The organism is Sphingomicrobium marinum (assembly GCF_026157105.1).
In the GTDB taxonomy this organism is placed as follows: domain Bacteria; phylum Pseudomonadota; class Alphaproteobacteria; order Sphingomonadales; family Sphingomonadaceae; genus Sphingomicrobium; species Sphingomicrobium marinum.
In genome coordinates this window covers 1,234,852-1,249,706 of the sequence record NZ_JANPVQ010000001.1, presented here as the reverse complement: position 1 = coordinate 1,249,706, position 14,855 = coordinate 1,234,852, and the positions used below count along the sequence as shown (strand labels likewise).

Annotated in this window: 14 protein-coding genes and 1 pseudogene; 7 read left to right on the top strand and 8 right to left on the bottom strand. The window is 61.2% G+C overall.

The features are described from left to right. On the top strand, positions 1 to 1,173 hold the full coding sequence (gene rnd / locus NUX07_RS06265) for a ribonuclease D (protein ID WP_265529686.1): 1,173 nt from the start codon (positions 1 to 3) through the stop codon (positions 1,171 to 1,173). Beyond that, complete coding sequence (locus tag NUX07_RS06260; RefSeq protein WP_265529685.1) at positions 1,173 to 1,463, top strand: I78 family peptidase inhibitor; 291 nt, start codon at positions 1,173 to 1,175, stop codon at positions 1,461 to 1,463. The genes rnd and NUX07_RS06260 overlap by 1 nt, the downstream gene beginning before the upstream one ends. Here the strand turns inward: NUX07_RS06260 and NUX07_RS06255 are convergent. The 4 genes from NUX07_RS06255 to NUX07_RS06240 are packed head-to-tail and all read right to left on the bottom strand — an operon-like array spanning position 1,460 to position 6,850. Next, entirely contained in the window at positions 1,460 to 2,926 is a 1,467-nt protein-coding gene (locus NUX07_RS06255) for a Ppx/GppA family phosphatase (protein WP_265529684.1), read from the bottom strand. The two genes, NUX07_RS06260 and NUX07_RS06255, sit on opposite strands and share 4 nt — an antisense overlap. Beyond that, complete coding sequence (locus NUX07_RS06250; protein WP_265529682.1) at positions 2,923 to 5,070, bottom strand: RNA degradosome polyphosphate kinase; 2,148 nt, start codon at positions 5,068 to 5,070, stop codon at positions 2,923 to 2,925. The genes NUX07_RS06255 and NUX07_RS06250 overlap by 4 nt, the downstream gene beginning before the upstream one ends. After that, complete coding sequence (locus NUX07_RS06245; RefSeq protein ID WP_265529680.1) at positions 5,067 to 5,675, bottom strand: HdaA/DnaA family protein; 609 nt, start codon at positions 5,673 to 5,675, stop codon at positions 5,067 to 5,069. Before NUX07_RS06245 ends, NUX07_RS06250 begins: the two co-directional genes overlap by 4 nt. After that, positions 5,675 to 6,850: a heavy-metal-associated domain-containing protein gene (locus NUX07_RS06240; RefSeq protein ID WP_265529679.1), complete on the bottom strand. Its 1,176-nt coding sequence runs from the start codon at positions 6,848 to 6,850 to the stop codon at positions 5,675 to 5,677. Before NUX07_RS06240 ends, NUX07_RS06245 begins: the two co-directional genes overlap by 1 nt. Before the next feature lie 62 nt (positions 6,851 to 6,912). Here NUX07_RS06240 and purM point away from each other — a divergent pair, with 62 nt between their 5' ends. The 4 genes from purM to NUX07_RS06220 all read left to right on the top strand — a co-directional run bounded on the left by purM (position 6,913) and on the right by NUX07_RS06220 (position 10,571). Continuing rightward, positions 6,913 to 7,983 carry a phosphoribosylformylglycinamidine cyclo-ligase gene (gene purM / locus NUX07_RS06235; protein ID WP_265529677.1) on the top strand — a complete coding sequence of 357 codons (1,071 nt, stop codon included), beginning with the start codon at positions 6,913 to 6,915 and terminating at the stop codon, positions 7,981 to 7,983. Then, a complete protein-coding gene (purN, locus tag NUX07_RS06230; RefSeq protein WP_265529675.1) occupies positions 7,976 to 8,932 on the top strand; it encodes a phosphoribosylglycinamide formyltransferase in 957 nt (318 codons plus the stop codon). The genes purM and purN overlap by 8 nt, the downstream gene beginning before the upstream one ends. 36 nt (positions 8,933 to 8,968) lie before the next feature. Further along, positions 8,969 to 9,568, top strand: coding sequence for a hypothetical protein (locus NUX07_RS06225; protein ID WP_265529673.1), 600 nt, complete (start codon positions 8,969 to 8,971; stop codon positions 9,566 to 9,568). 103 nt (positions 9,569 to 9,671) lie between these two features. Next, positions 9,672 to 10,571 (top strand): TolB family protein, encoded by a 900-nt coding sequence (locus NUX07_RS06220; protein WP_265529671.1) that lies wholly within the window; start codon positions 9,672 to 9,674, stop codon positions 10,569 to 10,571. Positions 10,572 to 11,469: 898 nt separating this feature from the next. Here NUX07_RS06220 and NUX07_RS06215 read toward each other — a convergent pair. Beyond that, a pseudogene (locus NUX07_RS06215) lies at positions 11,470 to 11,595 on the bottom strand (nucleoside-diphosphate kinase); the annotation flags it as partial. A gap of 175 nt (positions 11,596 to 11,770) precedes the next feature. Here NUX07_RS06215 and NUX07_RS06210 point away from each other — a divergent pair. Beyond that, positions 11,771 to 12,295 carry a hypothetical protein gene (locus NUX07_RS06210; RefSeq protein ID WP_265529670.1) on the top strand — a complete coding sequence of 175 codons (525 nt, stop codon included), beginning with the start codon at positions 11,771 to 11,773 and terminating at the stop codon, positions 12,293 to 12,295. Positions 12,296 to 12,400: 105 nt separating this feature from the next. On the opposite strand, the gene ndk is transcribed toward NUX07_RS06210, so the two are convergent. Genes ndk through NUX07_RS06195 form a run of 3 tightly spaced genes read right to left on the bottom strand, consistent with a single transcriptional unit; the run spans position 12,401 to position 14,792 of the window. After that, the gene (gene ndk / locus NUX07_RS06205; RefSeq protein WP_265529668.1) at positions 12,401 to 12,823 is read right to left on the bottom strand and encodes a nucleoside-diphosphate kinase; all 423 of its coding nucleotides are present in this window, start codon (positions 12,821 to 12,823) and stop codon (positions 12,401 to 12,403) included. A 58-nt stretch (positions 12,824 to 12,881) separates the two neighbouring features. Then, positions 12,882 to 13,325, bottom strand: a complete 444-nt coding sequence (locus NUX07_RS06200; RefSeq protein WP_265530760.1) for a DNA polymerase III subunit chi — start codon at positions 13,323 to 13,325, stop codon at positions 12,882 to 12,884. 3 nt (positions 13,326 to 13,328) lie between these two features. Next, positions 13,329 to 14,792: a leucyl aminopeptidase gene (locus NUX07_RS06195; protein WP_265529666.1), complete on the bottom strand. Its 1,464-nt coding sequence runs from the start codon at positions 14,790 to 14,792 to the stop codon at positions 13,329 to 13,331. Positions 14,793 to 14,855 lie beyond the last annotated feature (63 nt).

Below are 14,855 nucleotides of genomic sequence, written 5' to 3'. Positions count from 1 at the left end.
ATGAAAATTCACAAGCTAATTACCAAAACCGAAGATCTGGACGCGCTGGTCGAACGCCTCGCTACCCACGAATTCGTCGCCGTGGACACCGAGTTCATGCGCGAGAACACCTATTGGCCCGAACTGTGCCTGATCCAGATCGCCTCGCCCGACGAAGCTGCCGCGATCGATCCGCTGGCCGATGGGATAGACATGTCGAGCCTGCTCGACCTGCTCGTCGAGAACGAGGACGTCCTCAAGGTCTTCCATGCGGGCGGGCAGGACCTCGAGATATTTCACAACCTAACCGGAAAGGTCCCTTTTCCGCTGTTCGATACGCAGATTGCGGGCATGGCGCTGGGCTATGGCGAGCAGATCGGATACGCGAACCTCGTATCGGCTGTCCTCGGTATCCAGCTCGACAAGGGCGCGCGTTTTACCGACTGGTCGCGCCGTCCGCTCGACAAGCGCCAGATTGATTATGCGATTGCCGACGTCACGCACCTGGTCGAGATGTTTCCAAAGTTGCTCGACCAGCTCGTCGAACTGGACCGCGGTCGCTGGCTTAACGAGGAGATGGAACGGCTGGCCGATCCGTCGACATTCGCATTCGAACCCGAAGACGCGTGGAAGCGGCTGCGGCTGCCGGGACGCAATCCGGCGGTGCTCGGGCGCCTCAAGGCCCTGGCGGCCTGGCGCGAACGCGAAGCGCGCGAGAAGAACCTGCCGCGCGGTCGTATCGTCAAGGATGATTCGCTCGGCGAGATCGCCAATCACCCTCCCAAGCACCAGTCGGATCTCGTCAAGATCCGTGGCCTGTCCAAGGGTTGGCGTGACAACGATATCGGCGCGCGGCTGATGGAAGCCGTGCAACATGCCGAACCGCTGTCGCCGGACGAGATGCCGCCCAAGAAACCGCGCCGTCCCGGTCTCACCAAGGATGCGGCGCTTGTCAGCGATCTGTTGAAACTGCTGCTCAAGATTCGTTCGAAAGAAGCCAACGTGGCGGCGCGCCTGATTGCGCGGGCGAGCGATCTGGAATTGCTTGCCGCCGGGGTGCGCGAGGATTTGGATATCCTCAAGGGCTGGCGTTATGAAGAATTCGGCCGCGATGCGCTGGATCTGGTAGAAGGCCGTCTCGCCTTCGCGACCGAAAACGGAAAGCTCAAGATGAGCCGGATCGGAGATGAGTAATGCGAGTATCTCTTATTATCGCGCCGCTGGCGCTGATGGCCTGCGCTGTACCTGAGATGGACGAACCCCCGATCAGAGGCGCCGACGGGTCCTGTTCGACCGAGGAACTCGATCGCTTTATCGGGCAGAAGGGAACACAGGAATTGGCGGCGGAAATGCAGTCGATTTCGGGGGCCCGCATTTTCCGCTGGGCTGGTCACGATATGGTTGTGACCGCGGACTACCGCCCCGATCGGCTTACCGTCTATCTCGATGAAGCTGGTAACATCGCGAAGGTCGACTGCGGCTAGGAAAAGCGGACCGCCAGGTCCTTGCCCATCGCCTGACCAAGCTGGTCGAACCGCTTCATGACGGCGTCCGAATAAAGCGTACACTCTTTCTCCGGAAGCGTCAGCACGATGGTGTCCTTGACCAGTTCGAGGCTTGTTTTCTTGAGGATATTGGCCGTGCCCGCCGACAGGCGCTGCGCAAAGCGGATCGCCTTGCCCCAAGCCTGCGCGCGCCCGATATCCTTGAGCGAGAGCAGCGATGAGAGCTTCTCGTCATACCCACCGTCGCCCCCGAACGCGGTATAGAGCGCAAGCCCGATCTTGGCCCGCCCATGCGCGTTGATGCCGACCCAGTTGCCGTGCGTTGCCAGGTCGACCGCACGTTCGGCGCGAAAATCGGGATGCGCATTCCACGCAATATCGCCAAGCAGGCAGGAGCAGAGGCGTAGCCGCTGCGTCTTTGCCCCCTCGCCCACGAACAGCGGCGAAATATATTGATCGAGCAGCGCGCCATGATCGCCGAAACGGCCCAGACGCCTACCCACCTCTAGCGCGGCGGCGAGCAGCGGATCTTCCGATCGTTTCTTTTCCGACAGGTCGGCATAGAGCAGGCCTTCGCGCAGACCGTAGCTTGAAACCAGCACCCGCCCCGGCCCGAGCTTTTGAGCCAACTGCTTCAGGATCGCGATGGCCGCAGGCATATGCGGAATGCGGTCGGTCGAAATGCGACCGAACTGCTTGATGTCCTTCTTGCGCGCGCGATCGACAAAGTCGGCAAGCGCATCGAGCTGGCCGACGTCCAGCCTGTGCGCATGGACGATCGGTAACGGGTGACCCGATAACATCATCTCGAGCATCGCGACCGAGCGGAAGCTGCCCCCGACCAGATAGAGTTTCTTGCCCCGCGCGGCATCGCGAAGGCGGCTATCATCGAGCGCCGCATCGAGCGTGTCTGCAATATGCCTGACATCGGGCTCCTCACCTACGCGAAGCACGCCTAGCGGCAGGCTCACGACGTTGCCGACGGCACCCCGCGCGACCCCCGCCAGTTCAAGACTGCCGCCGCCAAGATCGGCCACGACACCGCCTGCGCGCGGGAAAGCGCTGAGGACGCCAAAGGCCGCGCCGACCGCCTCTTCCTCGCCCGAAATCAGCGCCGGCCGGATCCCGATTTTCGCGCAGGCGGCGAGGAAATCGGGCCCGTTCTTGGCGTCGCGGACGGCAGCAGTCGCCACGGTGCGCAGGCGGCGCGTGCCGATGCGGCGGGTGACCTTACGAAAGCGGGCCAGCGCGCCAAGCGCCATCTCCATCGCTTCATCGCTCATATTGCCGTCCGCGCCGATCGTGCGCCCGAGGCCGGCCATAACCTTTTCGTTATAGAGAATGGAGGGCACCCGCTCGGTCCCGCCATAGACGACGAGGCGCACCGAGTTTGAACCGATGTCGATGATGCCGACAGGACCGAAGGGGACCTGTATGCTCATCCGCCTCGCTGGATGAGTTTGAGTTTGGGTACGCGCTTGCCCGCCAGTGCCGCACCGCGTCCGGACAATGACGGGTTGTTCATGAAATAATGATGCAGGTTGAAGCGTCGTTTGCCGGGCTGCAGCCGGTCGTAACTGCCGTCGGGGTTGAGGCTCCAGCTCTGCTCATTGTCGATCAGGTTGGCGATCATGATCTGGTCGAGCACCTGTGCGTGCACGGTGGGGTTTTCCAGCGGCATCATATATTCCACGCGCCGGTCGAAGTTGCGCTGCATCCAGTCGGCCGAACTGATGAGCACGCGGGCCTTGCGATGCGGCAAGCGCTCGCCGTTGGCGAACACGAAAATGCGCGAATGTTCGAGGAATCGCCCAACGATCGACTTGACCCGGATATTCTCGGAAAGGCCTTCGATCCCCGGACGCAGGCAACAGATACCGCGCACCACCAGATCGATCGACACACCGGCCTGGCTCGCTTCGTAGAGGCGATCGATGACGGCCTCGTCGGTCAACTGGTTCATCTTGGCCCAAATGGCGGCTGACCTGCCTTCTTTCGAATTCTCGATTTCGCGGTCGATCAGCGTCATGATGCGATCGCGCAGCCCGCTGGGGCTCATCGTCACCATTTCGAGACCCTTGGGCTGGACGAAACCGGTGACGAGGTTGAACAGCTTGGCAGCATCGCGCGCGGCACGGGTCGAAGCGGTGAAATAGCTTAGATCGGTATAAATCTTGGAAGTGACCGGGTGGTAATTGCCCGTACCCCAGTGCGTGTAGGTGCGCATCTTGGCGCCTTCGCGGCGCACCACCATCGACACCTTGGCGTGGGTTTTCCATTCGAAGAAGCCGTAGACCACCTGGACGCCCGCACGTTCGAGCCGCGCGGCCCAAAGCAAATTCTGTTCTTCATCGAAGCGCGCCTTGAGTTCGACCACCGCGGTCACCGATTTGCCCGCTTCGGCGGCAGCGGCGAGTGCATCGATGATTTCGGACTGTTTACCGGCGCGATACAGCGTCTGCTTGATCGCGATTACATCGGGGTCTTCGGCCGCCTGGCGCAGGAAGCTCACGACCACATCGAAGGTCTCGTAGGGGTGCTGGACGATGATGTCCTTGGCTTTGATCGCGGCAAAGCAGTCGCCGCCATATTCCTTGATGCGTTCAGGAAAGCGCGGCGAATAGGGTTCGAACTTCAGATCGGGCCGATCGACTTCGACGATACCCGCGAGGTCGGTGATGCCGATAAAGCCCGCGCTCTCCACGATCAAAGCGTGATCGGCTTCCAGCCCCTCGCGAATGATATGCTGCAGGGTTTCAGGCGTGTCGGCAGCCATTTCTAGGCGGATGACACGCCCGCGGCGGCGTCGCTTGATCGCCGAGCGGAAGGTCATGACCAGATCTTCGGCCTCTTCCTCGATCTCGATATCGCTATCGCGCAACACGCGGAACGCGCCCGCTTCCAAGCGCTCGAAATCGGGAAAGATTCGGTCGAAAAACTCGCGGATGACGCTTTCGATGGCGATGACGCGCTTTTTCCTGCCGCGGCAGGGCAAGGTGAAAAAGCGCGGCAATGCTTGCGGGATCATCAGCAATTCGATGATGTTCTCGCCAGACTTGGGATCGAACAGGTTGAAGATCAGCCCGAAGCCCGCATTGGGCACGAAGGGGAACGGATTGACGTTATCGACCGCCTGCGGGGTCAGCACCGGCAGTATTTCCGCATCGAAGCGGTTCGACAGATAGGTCCGTTCGCGCTGGGTCAGTTCCTGGCGATGGATGATATCGATGCCGGCTTTTTCCAGCGCGTCGCTGAGATCGCCCCAGATCGCCTGCGCTTCGGCGCCCAGCTGGTCGGCGACCTTGCTGATGGCATTGAGCTGCTGCGTCGGGGTCATGCCATCCATCGAGCGTTCCTCGATCCCTTGGACCTGCTGCTGCTTGAGGCCCGCAACGCGCACCATGAAAAACTCGTCGAGGTTGGAGCCCGATATCGACAGGAAGCGCAGGCGTTCGAGCAACGGGTGGTTCTCGTTGCGCGCTTCTTCGAGAACGCGGCGATTGAATTCCAGCCAGGACAGCTCACGATTGGTGAAGCGCTCGGGGCCGACCGCGCTCGCTCCTTCAATGCTCGCCATCTCGTTCATCGCGCACCCTCGCTCATGGCTTCCAGCGCCTTGCGGATGGTCGGGATCGTCAATCGCGCCTTCTCGGCAATCGCGTGCCGATCGATCATTTCCACAATGCGCTCGGCAGCAAAATAGGTCCTTTCGACCCGAATTGCGATATAGCGCTGCGCTTCTTCGGACAAATGCAGCCCGCGATCGGCAAAGTGCAGGGCCAGCAGCTGACCGAACAAGGCGTCGTCGGGGTCCTCGATCTCGGTCGTCGGGGTGACGGCAAGACGGGTGCGAAGATCCGGCAGCTGCGCTTCCCAGGCTGGCGGCACGCGGTCCGCCACCATGACCATCGGATGGCCCGTCTCCTGGGCCTGGTTCCAGGCATGAAATAGCGCTTCCTCGTCATGGTCTTCGGCGTTGTCGAAGAGGCGCCCTCCGACCCGGTCGACAAAAGTACGCGCCAGCAGCGAACGACCCGAACGGCGCGGCCCGGTGATGATCGTCGCCTTGACCGGCCACTGCGCCCAGCGTTCGAGATGATCGAGCGCGGCGGTATTTGCCGCACTGGCAATGAAGCGTCCGCCATCATCGTCCTGCGGCCAATCGAGGGGAAGCGCGATCTGGGTGGACATCACGCCCCCGGACGCGAGACCCTGAGCGCGCCGCCCGAATATTCGGCACTCCAGCCTGCTGCGCCGATCGCACTGCGCAATCCGTCGGCAGTGCCGCGATACGTAATCACGAGATTGGACGTCCCGCCGATCGCCAGGCTCGTTTCGGTGACTGCCGTCACGCCCGGGATGGCGCGCAGCATTCCAACCCCGGCATCATAATCGGCAGCAGACGGCGAAACGAGTTGGATCTGGAAGGGTATCTCCGCGAAGATAACCTCTTCGATTGGCGGCGGCGCAGCTTCCTGAATGATAAGGTTGGGATCGGCCTTGATCGTGCCCCTACGGAAGGCCGCAGCGAACAGGCCGTTCATGCGCTCGACCCCCTCATTCATCATGGCGGGCACGCCGTCTTCTCCTTCGCTCGTCAGCGTGAAACTGCCGAGCGGCTCACGGTCGAGACCATAAAATGCCGCGAAATTGCCCGTTGCGGGACCGCCCGGATAGCGGTGATGCAGCTGCACCTGCGCGATCAGGATATTGTTGGCGCCGTAGAAATCGGCGACCGATTTCCAGTAACGCGCGTTCTTGCGACGCACGGCAGCAGCGTTGACCAGCAACGGATCGGAGCCGACGCCCGACAGGCGGATATAATCGATGGGCGTCGCTGCGGTGCGATATTGCGCCCAGGCCGCCTGCCACGGGTTACGGCGCTCCATCGAAAATTCCATGCCCGCGGTCGCGATGACCGGCACCAGCAACATCGGCGCGCTGCGCCGGCGTGCGCCCGACAGGCCGACATACTGGCTTGCGCGCTGGCGGTCGAACTGGACGCCGAGCCGCGCGATATAGCGCTTGGGACCGATGCGCTCTTCCTCGACCACGATCGCGCTGACCAAGCTGTCGAGGGTGGAATCGGACAGGCGCGGCGCTTGGCTGGCGGGACGGCCGCTATTGCTCGCCCACAGTTTCGCAAACCCTTCGCGCTGCGCGATGCGCCAGCCCGCAAGGCGCGCTTCCTGCGCAGTTTCGCCGCCGACATCGACCTCGATCCCGCCGACATCGAGCAGGCCTTCGCTGGCGATCGGGGGAATGCCGCGATCGCCGCTTTCCATCTGCGCAACGGCGACCCCGCCCAGCACCATCAGGAGGATGACCCAGACGACGGGCCTTAGGATGGGATGATATCCGCTCATGAATGTCGCTTTTGGCGACAATGGCGTGGAAATCCAAGGCCGATATGGCTAGCACACCCCGCATGAGCGAGAAAAAAGGCCTTACCTACGCCGATGCTGGCGTTTCCATCGACGCGGGTAACAGGTTGGTCGGCCAGATCGGCCCTCATGCCAAAAGCACTGCGCGCCCCGGCGCCAACGCGCAATTGGGCGGATTCGGGGGCTTTTTCGATCTCAAGGCTGCCGGATACAAGGACCCGCTGCTGGTCGCGGCCAATGATGGGGTTGGCACCAAGCTCAAACTGGCGATCGAAGCGGGACGCCATGACGGCGTGGGCATCGACCTTGTCGCGATGTGCGTCAACGATCTCATTGTGCAGGGCGCCGAGCCGCTTTTTTTCCTCGACTATTACGCCACCGGAAAGCTCGACAATGACGTCGCCGAGGCGGTGGTCGCCAGCATTGCCGCGGGATGCCGAGAAGCCGGCTGTGCGTTGATCGGCGGCGAAACCGCGGAAATGCCGGGCATGTACGGCGAAGATGATTATGACCTTGCAGGCTTTTGTGTGGGCGCGGTGGAACGCGCGGGTGCGCTGGTCGGCAATGAAGCCAGCGAAGGCGACCTGCTGATCGGGCTCGAAAGCTCGGGCGTACATTCGAACGGCTTCTCGCTGGTGCGGCGCATCATCGAGCAGGAAGGCTGGAAGCTCGATGACCCCCTGCCCTACGACGCCGACAGGACGATCGGCGAAGCGCTGCTCGAACCGACGCGCATCTATGTGCAGGCGCTGCTGCCGCTGGTGCGCGCGGGCGACATCAAGGCGCTCGCGCACATCACGGGTGGCGGCCTGCTGGAAAATATTCCGCGCATCCTGCCCGAAGGCCTGCGTGCCCAAGTCTCGCTGTCAAACCTAACGCTTCCCCCGCTGTTCGCCATGCTGCGCGATGCCGGGAACATCGCCAATTCGGAAATGGTGCGCACCTTCAATTGCGGCATCGGCATGGTCGCCTTGGTCGATGCCGATCATGTCGGGCCAGTCACCAAGGCGCTCGAAGATGCCGGCGAGAACGTGCTGCGCATCGGTAGAATCGTGAATGGCCTGCGCGGTTGCAGTGTCGTCGGGGATGGCTGGTCGGCCAGCCACGATGCCTAGGCGCACCCGCCTTGCCATCCTTATTTCGGGGCGCGGCAGCAATATGGCCGCGCTCATTTACGCCGCAAAGGCCGAGGATTGCCCCTATGAGCCGGTGCTGGTGAGCGGCAACAAGCCCGATGCGCCGGGCCTCGACCTGGCCGAAGCCGAAGGTGTCGCCGTCGAACGGCTCGACGGCAAGGCAACGGGCTTCTGGGAAACATTGCACGAAAAGCTGAAGGCCCACGGCGCCGAAATGATCGCGCTGGCGGGTTTCATGCGCATCATCCCGCGCGATTTCCTTGAAAAGTGGGACGGCAAGATCGTCAACATCCACCCCTCGCTCCTGCCCAAGCACAAGGGCATCGGCGTGCACGAGGCCGTGCTGGAAGCGGGCGAAAAGGTGACGGGCGCCAGCGTGCACAAGGTCATCCCCAAACTCGATTCAGGCAACATTCTCGGCCAGGTCGAGGTCGCGGTGATGCCGGGCGATACGGTCGAAACGCTCGCCGATCGCGTGCTCATCGCCGAACACCAGCTTTACCCCAAGGTCCTGTCCGATTACCTCGGCCGCTTCAGCGATCCCGAATGGCTGACCGAGCAGGTCGCGCAGCGCGCCCTCGCCTTGCCCGAGACCTTGGCCAAGACCAGCCACGGTTCGCCCGCCTGGCGCGTCGGCAGCAAAAGCTCGGGCAAATTCTTCGCCATTATGTGGATCCGCCATCACGGCGAGGATCATGTCGGGCTACTCGTCAAATGCGCGGGACAGGACGAGATGGCGGGGCTGATCGAGGCCGATCCCGACCTCTATTTCCGCCCGCAATATTACGGCCCGTCCAACTGGATCGGCATCCGCATCGACCGCCCCGATACCGACTGGGAACATATCGAAAGCTGGCTGTACCGCAGCTGGGTCGAATGCGCCCCCGCGCGGGTCGCGAAGCTGCACAAGGCCGCGGCTGAGTTTTAGAGCTTACGCTCAACCACTTGCCGAGGAGGCGGATTAATGAAACGCACCCAATTTCGCCGCGACGTGGCGAGAGCCGTTCGTACCGTGAGCAAGAAAAGCGGATGGCGCGCCAGTCAGGGATGCCTTTTCCGCGAATTTGACGACTGGTTCGTCAGCGCATCGCCCGTCGTCGCCCTCAACGCGGCATCGACGCGCGGCGTGGTGCGGGCAAAGCCAATGTCGATCGATCCCTTGTTCTGGGAAATCGTTGGTCTGCCGGAAAATAAGCAGCAGCCATTGTCTTTCCGCCTGACCGGGGCCTTCACCTGCCGGGAGCCGACATTTCGCGAAACTGCCATCGAAGAGGCAGAGAACCCCGAAGCAGTTGCGGCGCGCTTGTTGGAATTGGCCAATGCATCGCTGAAAGACCTCGAAAGATATTCGATCGACCAGTTCATCGACCTGTGCCGTGCCGGTGGCGCCGACGCGGACAGCTATATCTCCGCCATGGTTCCAGCGCTTATCGTATCGGACCGACAGGGCGAAGCGCTGGACGCCTGTCGCGCTGCCAGGGAGCGCGACTCGGGCGGCGGTTTCTTCTTCCCCGACGGTTCTTTTTGCGATCTCGCAATCCGGTGGATCGAGCGACGAAACTAGCATCGGGCCGGACGGCCACGATGCGAGACATTACTTCCTCTTGTGCTCGGGCGACGGAGGTTGGAAAGATGCAGCCACGCCTTCAAGCGACCAGGAGAACGAAATGCCGATCCGCCTCATGACGATTGCCAGCTGCAGCCTGCTAGCGCTTTCAGGAGCGGCCTACGCCCAAGACACGCCCTCGCCACAGCCCGACATCTTCCTGTTCGCCTACGATGCCGACAATGAAGAGGACGTGCTGTCGGGCGGGCTCAACGTCACCGACCAGCCGCTCTACGACAACCAGCCTTTCTTCACGGCGGGCAGCGACACGTTCCTCTATGCCCGTGCCGATGACAAACAGATCGATATCTACGAATATGACATCGCGGCCGGCACGCACACGCGCATCACCAACACGCCGGAGAATGAATATTCGCCGACGCCCTCGCCTGACAACCGGACCATCTCGATGGTATCCGAGCGCAACGGATCGGTGTGGGAGATCGATCGCTCGGCGCCGGGCACACCGCGCTGGGCGCTCGAGGCGCCGGGCGTGGTCGAGCCGGTCGGCTATTTCGCGCGCAACTTTGCGACGGGCGACGTGTTCTACTGGTCGCGCTTTGGCTACAACGTCGCGTACACCGACGCCGATGGCGACAACCATTTCGTGTCGGGCCACGCGGTGCCCTCCACCCCGCACTTGATCCCCGGCACCAACACCTTCAGCTTCGTCCACCGCCAGACAAACGAGCAGGTGTGGATCAAGGCGTTCGACCCCGAGACCAGGGCCGTGCGCCCGCTAACCCCCATCGTCGGCACCAACGCCAACTATACGTGGGGCCCGGACGGATCGATCCTGCAGATCGAGGACAACAAGCTCCACCGCTGGCGCGAAGGCGGCGGCGGCTGGGAAGAGATTTCGGACTTGGACGCGCACGGGATTGACGGTGGTTATCGCATTGCGGTTAGCCCTGATGGCGAGCGGATCGCGATTGTGGGGATGGTGGCGAACCCTGACTAGAAGTCACCAACGGTACTGATGTGTATGCAGGTGAGGTTTATGCGATTTTGGCTGTCAGCGTCGAGAAGTTGCTTGAACAAGTTCGAGATCGGTAATGCTACCCGGATTTCCAAACCCAATGCGCGCTTCTCATTCTTTGGTGCGCTGACATTTTTGCTTGCGGCATACGCTGCGCCGTCCGGCTACATGGGCACTGAGATCGGCAGAGCACATGCAGCTTACTTCGAGGCAGCGCCATCCCCTTTAGCCCAGAGAGATGCGGCTACGGAGGCGTTAGAAAGACTTCTCTTGGTCGAGGTTTGGGCGGAGCAATGTATTACGACCGTGCATCGAGAAGACGAATTGGCGGCTGAAGATAGCTTTGCTCACCTCGATCCATACGATGAGAGAACAAAACGGTTTTTGGTCTTAGCGATGGCAAGGGACATATGCTTGGCGCGACAAGAGCCGGTCACTTGCGAAGATGCGCCCGCGGCGGCCTTGAACGTTTTCCTGTACGCAAAGATGTTAAGTCGAAATCCGATAATTTCTGCGCGATCGAATTATCTGTTGGACTGTATCAGAGATCGCAGAACTGAGGGCCCAATTGACTTCAGAAAAACGTGGAGGTCGCTTAGTCCGCTTGATTTCATCTTGGCAGGGAACGGGCTGGGGCCTGTTGAAGTGCGCTCCGAAGCGGAAAAAGTTACGTACGCTAGTTCTCGAGGCAGCGTTCCAGCGTTGGAATTTTGGAGGTCGCGTTGCCCTCGTCTTTCACGGCGATCACAACTCCTAAGCGTGACCTCGGCTGACTTGATCGTCTGTGCCGACTTCAAATTGAGACTCGAAAAAAGGGAACTTGACGAGGCGACCCAGAAAACACTCATGAAAGAGGGCATTATAATCAAGTAAGCGCGGGGTTGCGCTTTACTGCGTCTTCGCCTTCGAGCACCTGGACGACGACCGGCTCGCTCATCATGAACTCGACCAGTTCGCCGAAGAAAGGACGGTCCCCTTTGGCCTGCTCGCGGCTCATGTGGATGCGCTAGGAGGCGACGCCGCGATGGCAATTATGGCTGTCGATTCCCACTTGAAGGCGCAAGACGCTGTTGATTTCTAAATCAATTCTCGCGGCCGCCTCTTGCTTAACCTCTGATATTCGTGAACTGACCAAGGTTGCCGAATAGCTCGGATGTTCTTTTGCCATTGGGGGAGTGGCTATGAAATTCAAATTGAAGCAATGGGCACAGATCGCGGAAGTCATAAGTGCGGTAGCGATTGTCCTGTCGCTTATTTTCGTTGGGCTGCAACTCAGAAGTAATGCCCAGGCGACCCAGTACGCATCAGCCAACGCCACCAACGCTTCCATAAGTTCCTGGTACTCGCGGATTGCTAACAACGAGCAGGCTAGCTCAATATTCTGGAGTGCATTGTCATCCCCAGATTCGCTCACGCCTGCAGAGTGGTATCAATTCGTGCTCAATATGCATGCTTTGATGCTGAACCTGCAGAACAGTTACTATCTCAATGCAGAAGGCACGCTCGACACAGAGATCCAAAACTCGCTTGCGGTGATTGTTGCTGGAGTGAGGGACCAACCCGGGTTCGCTCGGTATTGGGAACAAAGAAAATCAATCTTCTATCCCGAATTTCAAGCGTACATCGATGCGATCATGGATTCCGAAGTTCAAGTTTCGGAGGGCCTCTATGAGGATATTATTCCGAACTCCAACGACCAGGATTGAGCGAGGCCGCCCTCCCCTTTTGCAGGTCCGCTCTGCACCCCATTCCAGACAGAAAAGGCCGCCAGGTTTCTCCAGCGGCCTTCCTGATTTGCTTGGCGTAAGCGCTTAGCCGACAATCTCGTCTTCATTAAAGAAGAAGTCGATTTCGATCTTCGCGTTTTCATCGCTGTCCGAACCGTGGACCGTGTTTTCGCCGATCGAAAGTGCGTGTTCCTTGCGGATCGTGCCTTCGGCGGCTTCGGCCGGGTTGGTGGCGCCCATGATGTCGCGGTTGCGCTTCACGGCGTCTTCGCCTTCGAGCACCTGGACGACAACCGGCTCGCTCATCATGAACTCGACCAGTTCGCCGAAGAAGGGGCGTTCCTTGTGGACCGCATAAAAGCCTTCGGCCTGCTCGCGGCTCATATGGATGCGCTTGGAGGCGACGACGCGAAGGCCGGCTTCTTCCAGCATCTTGGTGACGGCGCCAGTGAGGTTGCGACGCGTGGCGTCGGGCTTGATGATCGAAAAGGTGCGGGTGACCGCCATGTCAGTTCTCCACTACTGAGGGATTTGGCGCGCCCTTAGCGAGCAGCGCCGAGGAGCGCTAGCCCCTTTCGACCCACTTGCCGTCCTCTCGCGCCCAATAGTGGCGCTCGACCCCGTCGTCGGATGCGAGATCCTTCCACGCCGTGCGCGCGGCATCGATCGTCTCGGGGTCGAAGATGAAGAAGGCGCGATCGAAATTGAGCGCGGCGGCGCGCCACACACCATCGGCCAGCGCGATATGCCGCGCACGGTTGGCGGCAACGGTCCGCGTCGACAGCAGGATCGGCTGGCGCTGGTCATCGCCTTCATCGACGATGCCATGTGCCAGGAAACTGCCCTTGCCGCCTTCTTCCCAAAGCTGGCGATTGAGACTGGCAAGCAGTGCCTCGTCCTCGGCGACCACTAGCAGGCGCTCGCCATCGGCGGTAAGTTTTCCGGCAATGGCGGCGAGGACGCCAGCACGGACACCCTCACCGTCCAGCTGGTAGAAATCGACGCGCAGCGCCTAGCCTTCCAGCTTGTCGGCCACGTAGCGGTCGAGCACGCGCACGCCAAAGCCCGTCGCTCCCTTGCCGAAGGTCGTCTTGTCCTTGTCGCTCCACGCCATGCCCGCAATGTCGAGGTGCGCCCACTTCACGTCGTCGTGAATGAAGCGATGGAGGAACTGCGCTGCAGTGATCGACCCCGCGCCGCGCGGGCCGACATTCTTCATGTCGGCGATGGGGCTGTCGATCAGCTTGTCGTAGGCCGGCCCGATCGGCAGGTGCCACAGACGATCGCCGCTATCCTTGCCCGCTTCGATCAGGTGTTCGACGAGATCGTCGTCGTTCGAGAAGATGCCCGCATGTTCATGCCCCAGGCTGATGATCATTGCACCGGTCAGCGTGGCAAGGTCGATCACCGTCTTGGGCGAATATTCGGTCTGCACATATTCGAGCGCGTCGCACAGGACGAGGCGGCCCTCGGCGTCGGTGTTGATGACTTCGATCGTCTGCCCGTTCATCGAGGTGACGACATCGCCGGGGCGCTGTGCATTGCCATCGGGCATATTCTCGACGAGGCCGCAGATGCCAATCACGTTGGCCTTGGCCTTGCGCGCGGCCAGCGCGACCATCGCGCCCGCAACAGCGCCGGCGCCGCCCATGTCCCACTTCATCGCTTCCATGCCCGCGGCGGGCTTGATCGAGATGCCGCCCGTATCGAAGGTCACGCCCTTGCCGACGAAGGCGGTATCGAATTTTTCGCCGTCGCCGCCCTTCCACTTCATGATCAGCAGGCGCGGTTCGCGGCGGGAGCCCTGGTTGACGCCCAGCAGCGCGTTCATGCCGAGCTTTTCCATCTCTTCCTGGCCGAGCGTCTCGATCACAAGATCGGTGCCCTTGGCATGCTCGCGCACGCGCTCGACGAAGCTTTCGGGGTAGATGATGTTGGCGGGCTCGGTGACCAGTTCCTTGGTCAGCGCCACGCCCTTGGCGATGCCTTCGAAGGTGCCCGTCCAGGCGTCTTCGGCACCGTCCGCAGCACCGACGATGGTCAACGTGACGAACGTCACCTTCTGGTGATCCTTCTGCGTGGTGCGATAGCGATCGTAACGCCATGCCCGCAACGCGGCGCCAAAGGCGATGCGCGCGGCTTCGTCGGCATCGAAATCGCTGCCGGTGAGATCGAGAACGCCATGCGTTTCGCCCGATGTCAGCAAGGTCGCGCTGATCTTCGCGCCCAGCGCCTCGGCCGCCTCGCCATCGCCCTTGCCCTCGCCCACAACCAGCAGGCGGCGGCCGTTGTCGGCGGCGAGCCATGCGCTGGCGACCTGGCCCTTCTTGCCCTCGAAACGCTGGCGGCGCATCGCGGCCTTGACGACGTCGAGATCGCTTCCCAGCGTTTCCAGCTTGTCATCGCCCTGGCCGGAAGCGGGCAGGACAAGGGCAAAATCCCCGGCGGGGCGGTTGTCGGCGAAACGGATCTGCATGAAATACACCTCGAAATGTTCGATAATTTGTGCGCGACATAAGACAAGCGCGGGTCAAAAGGC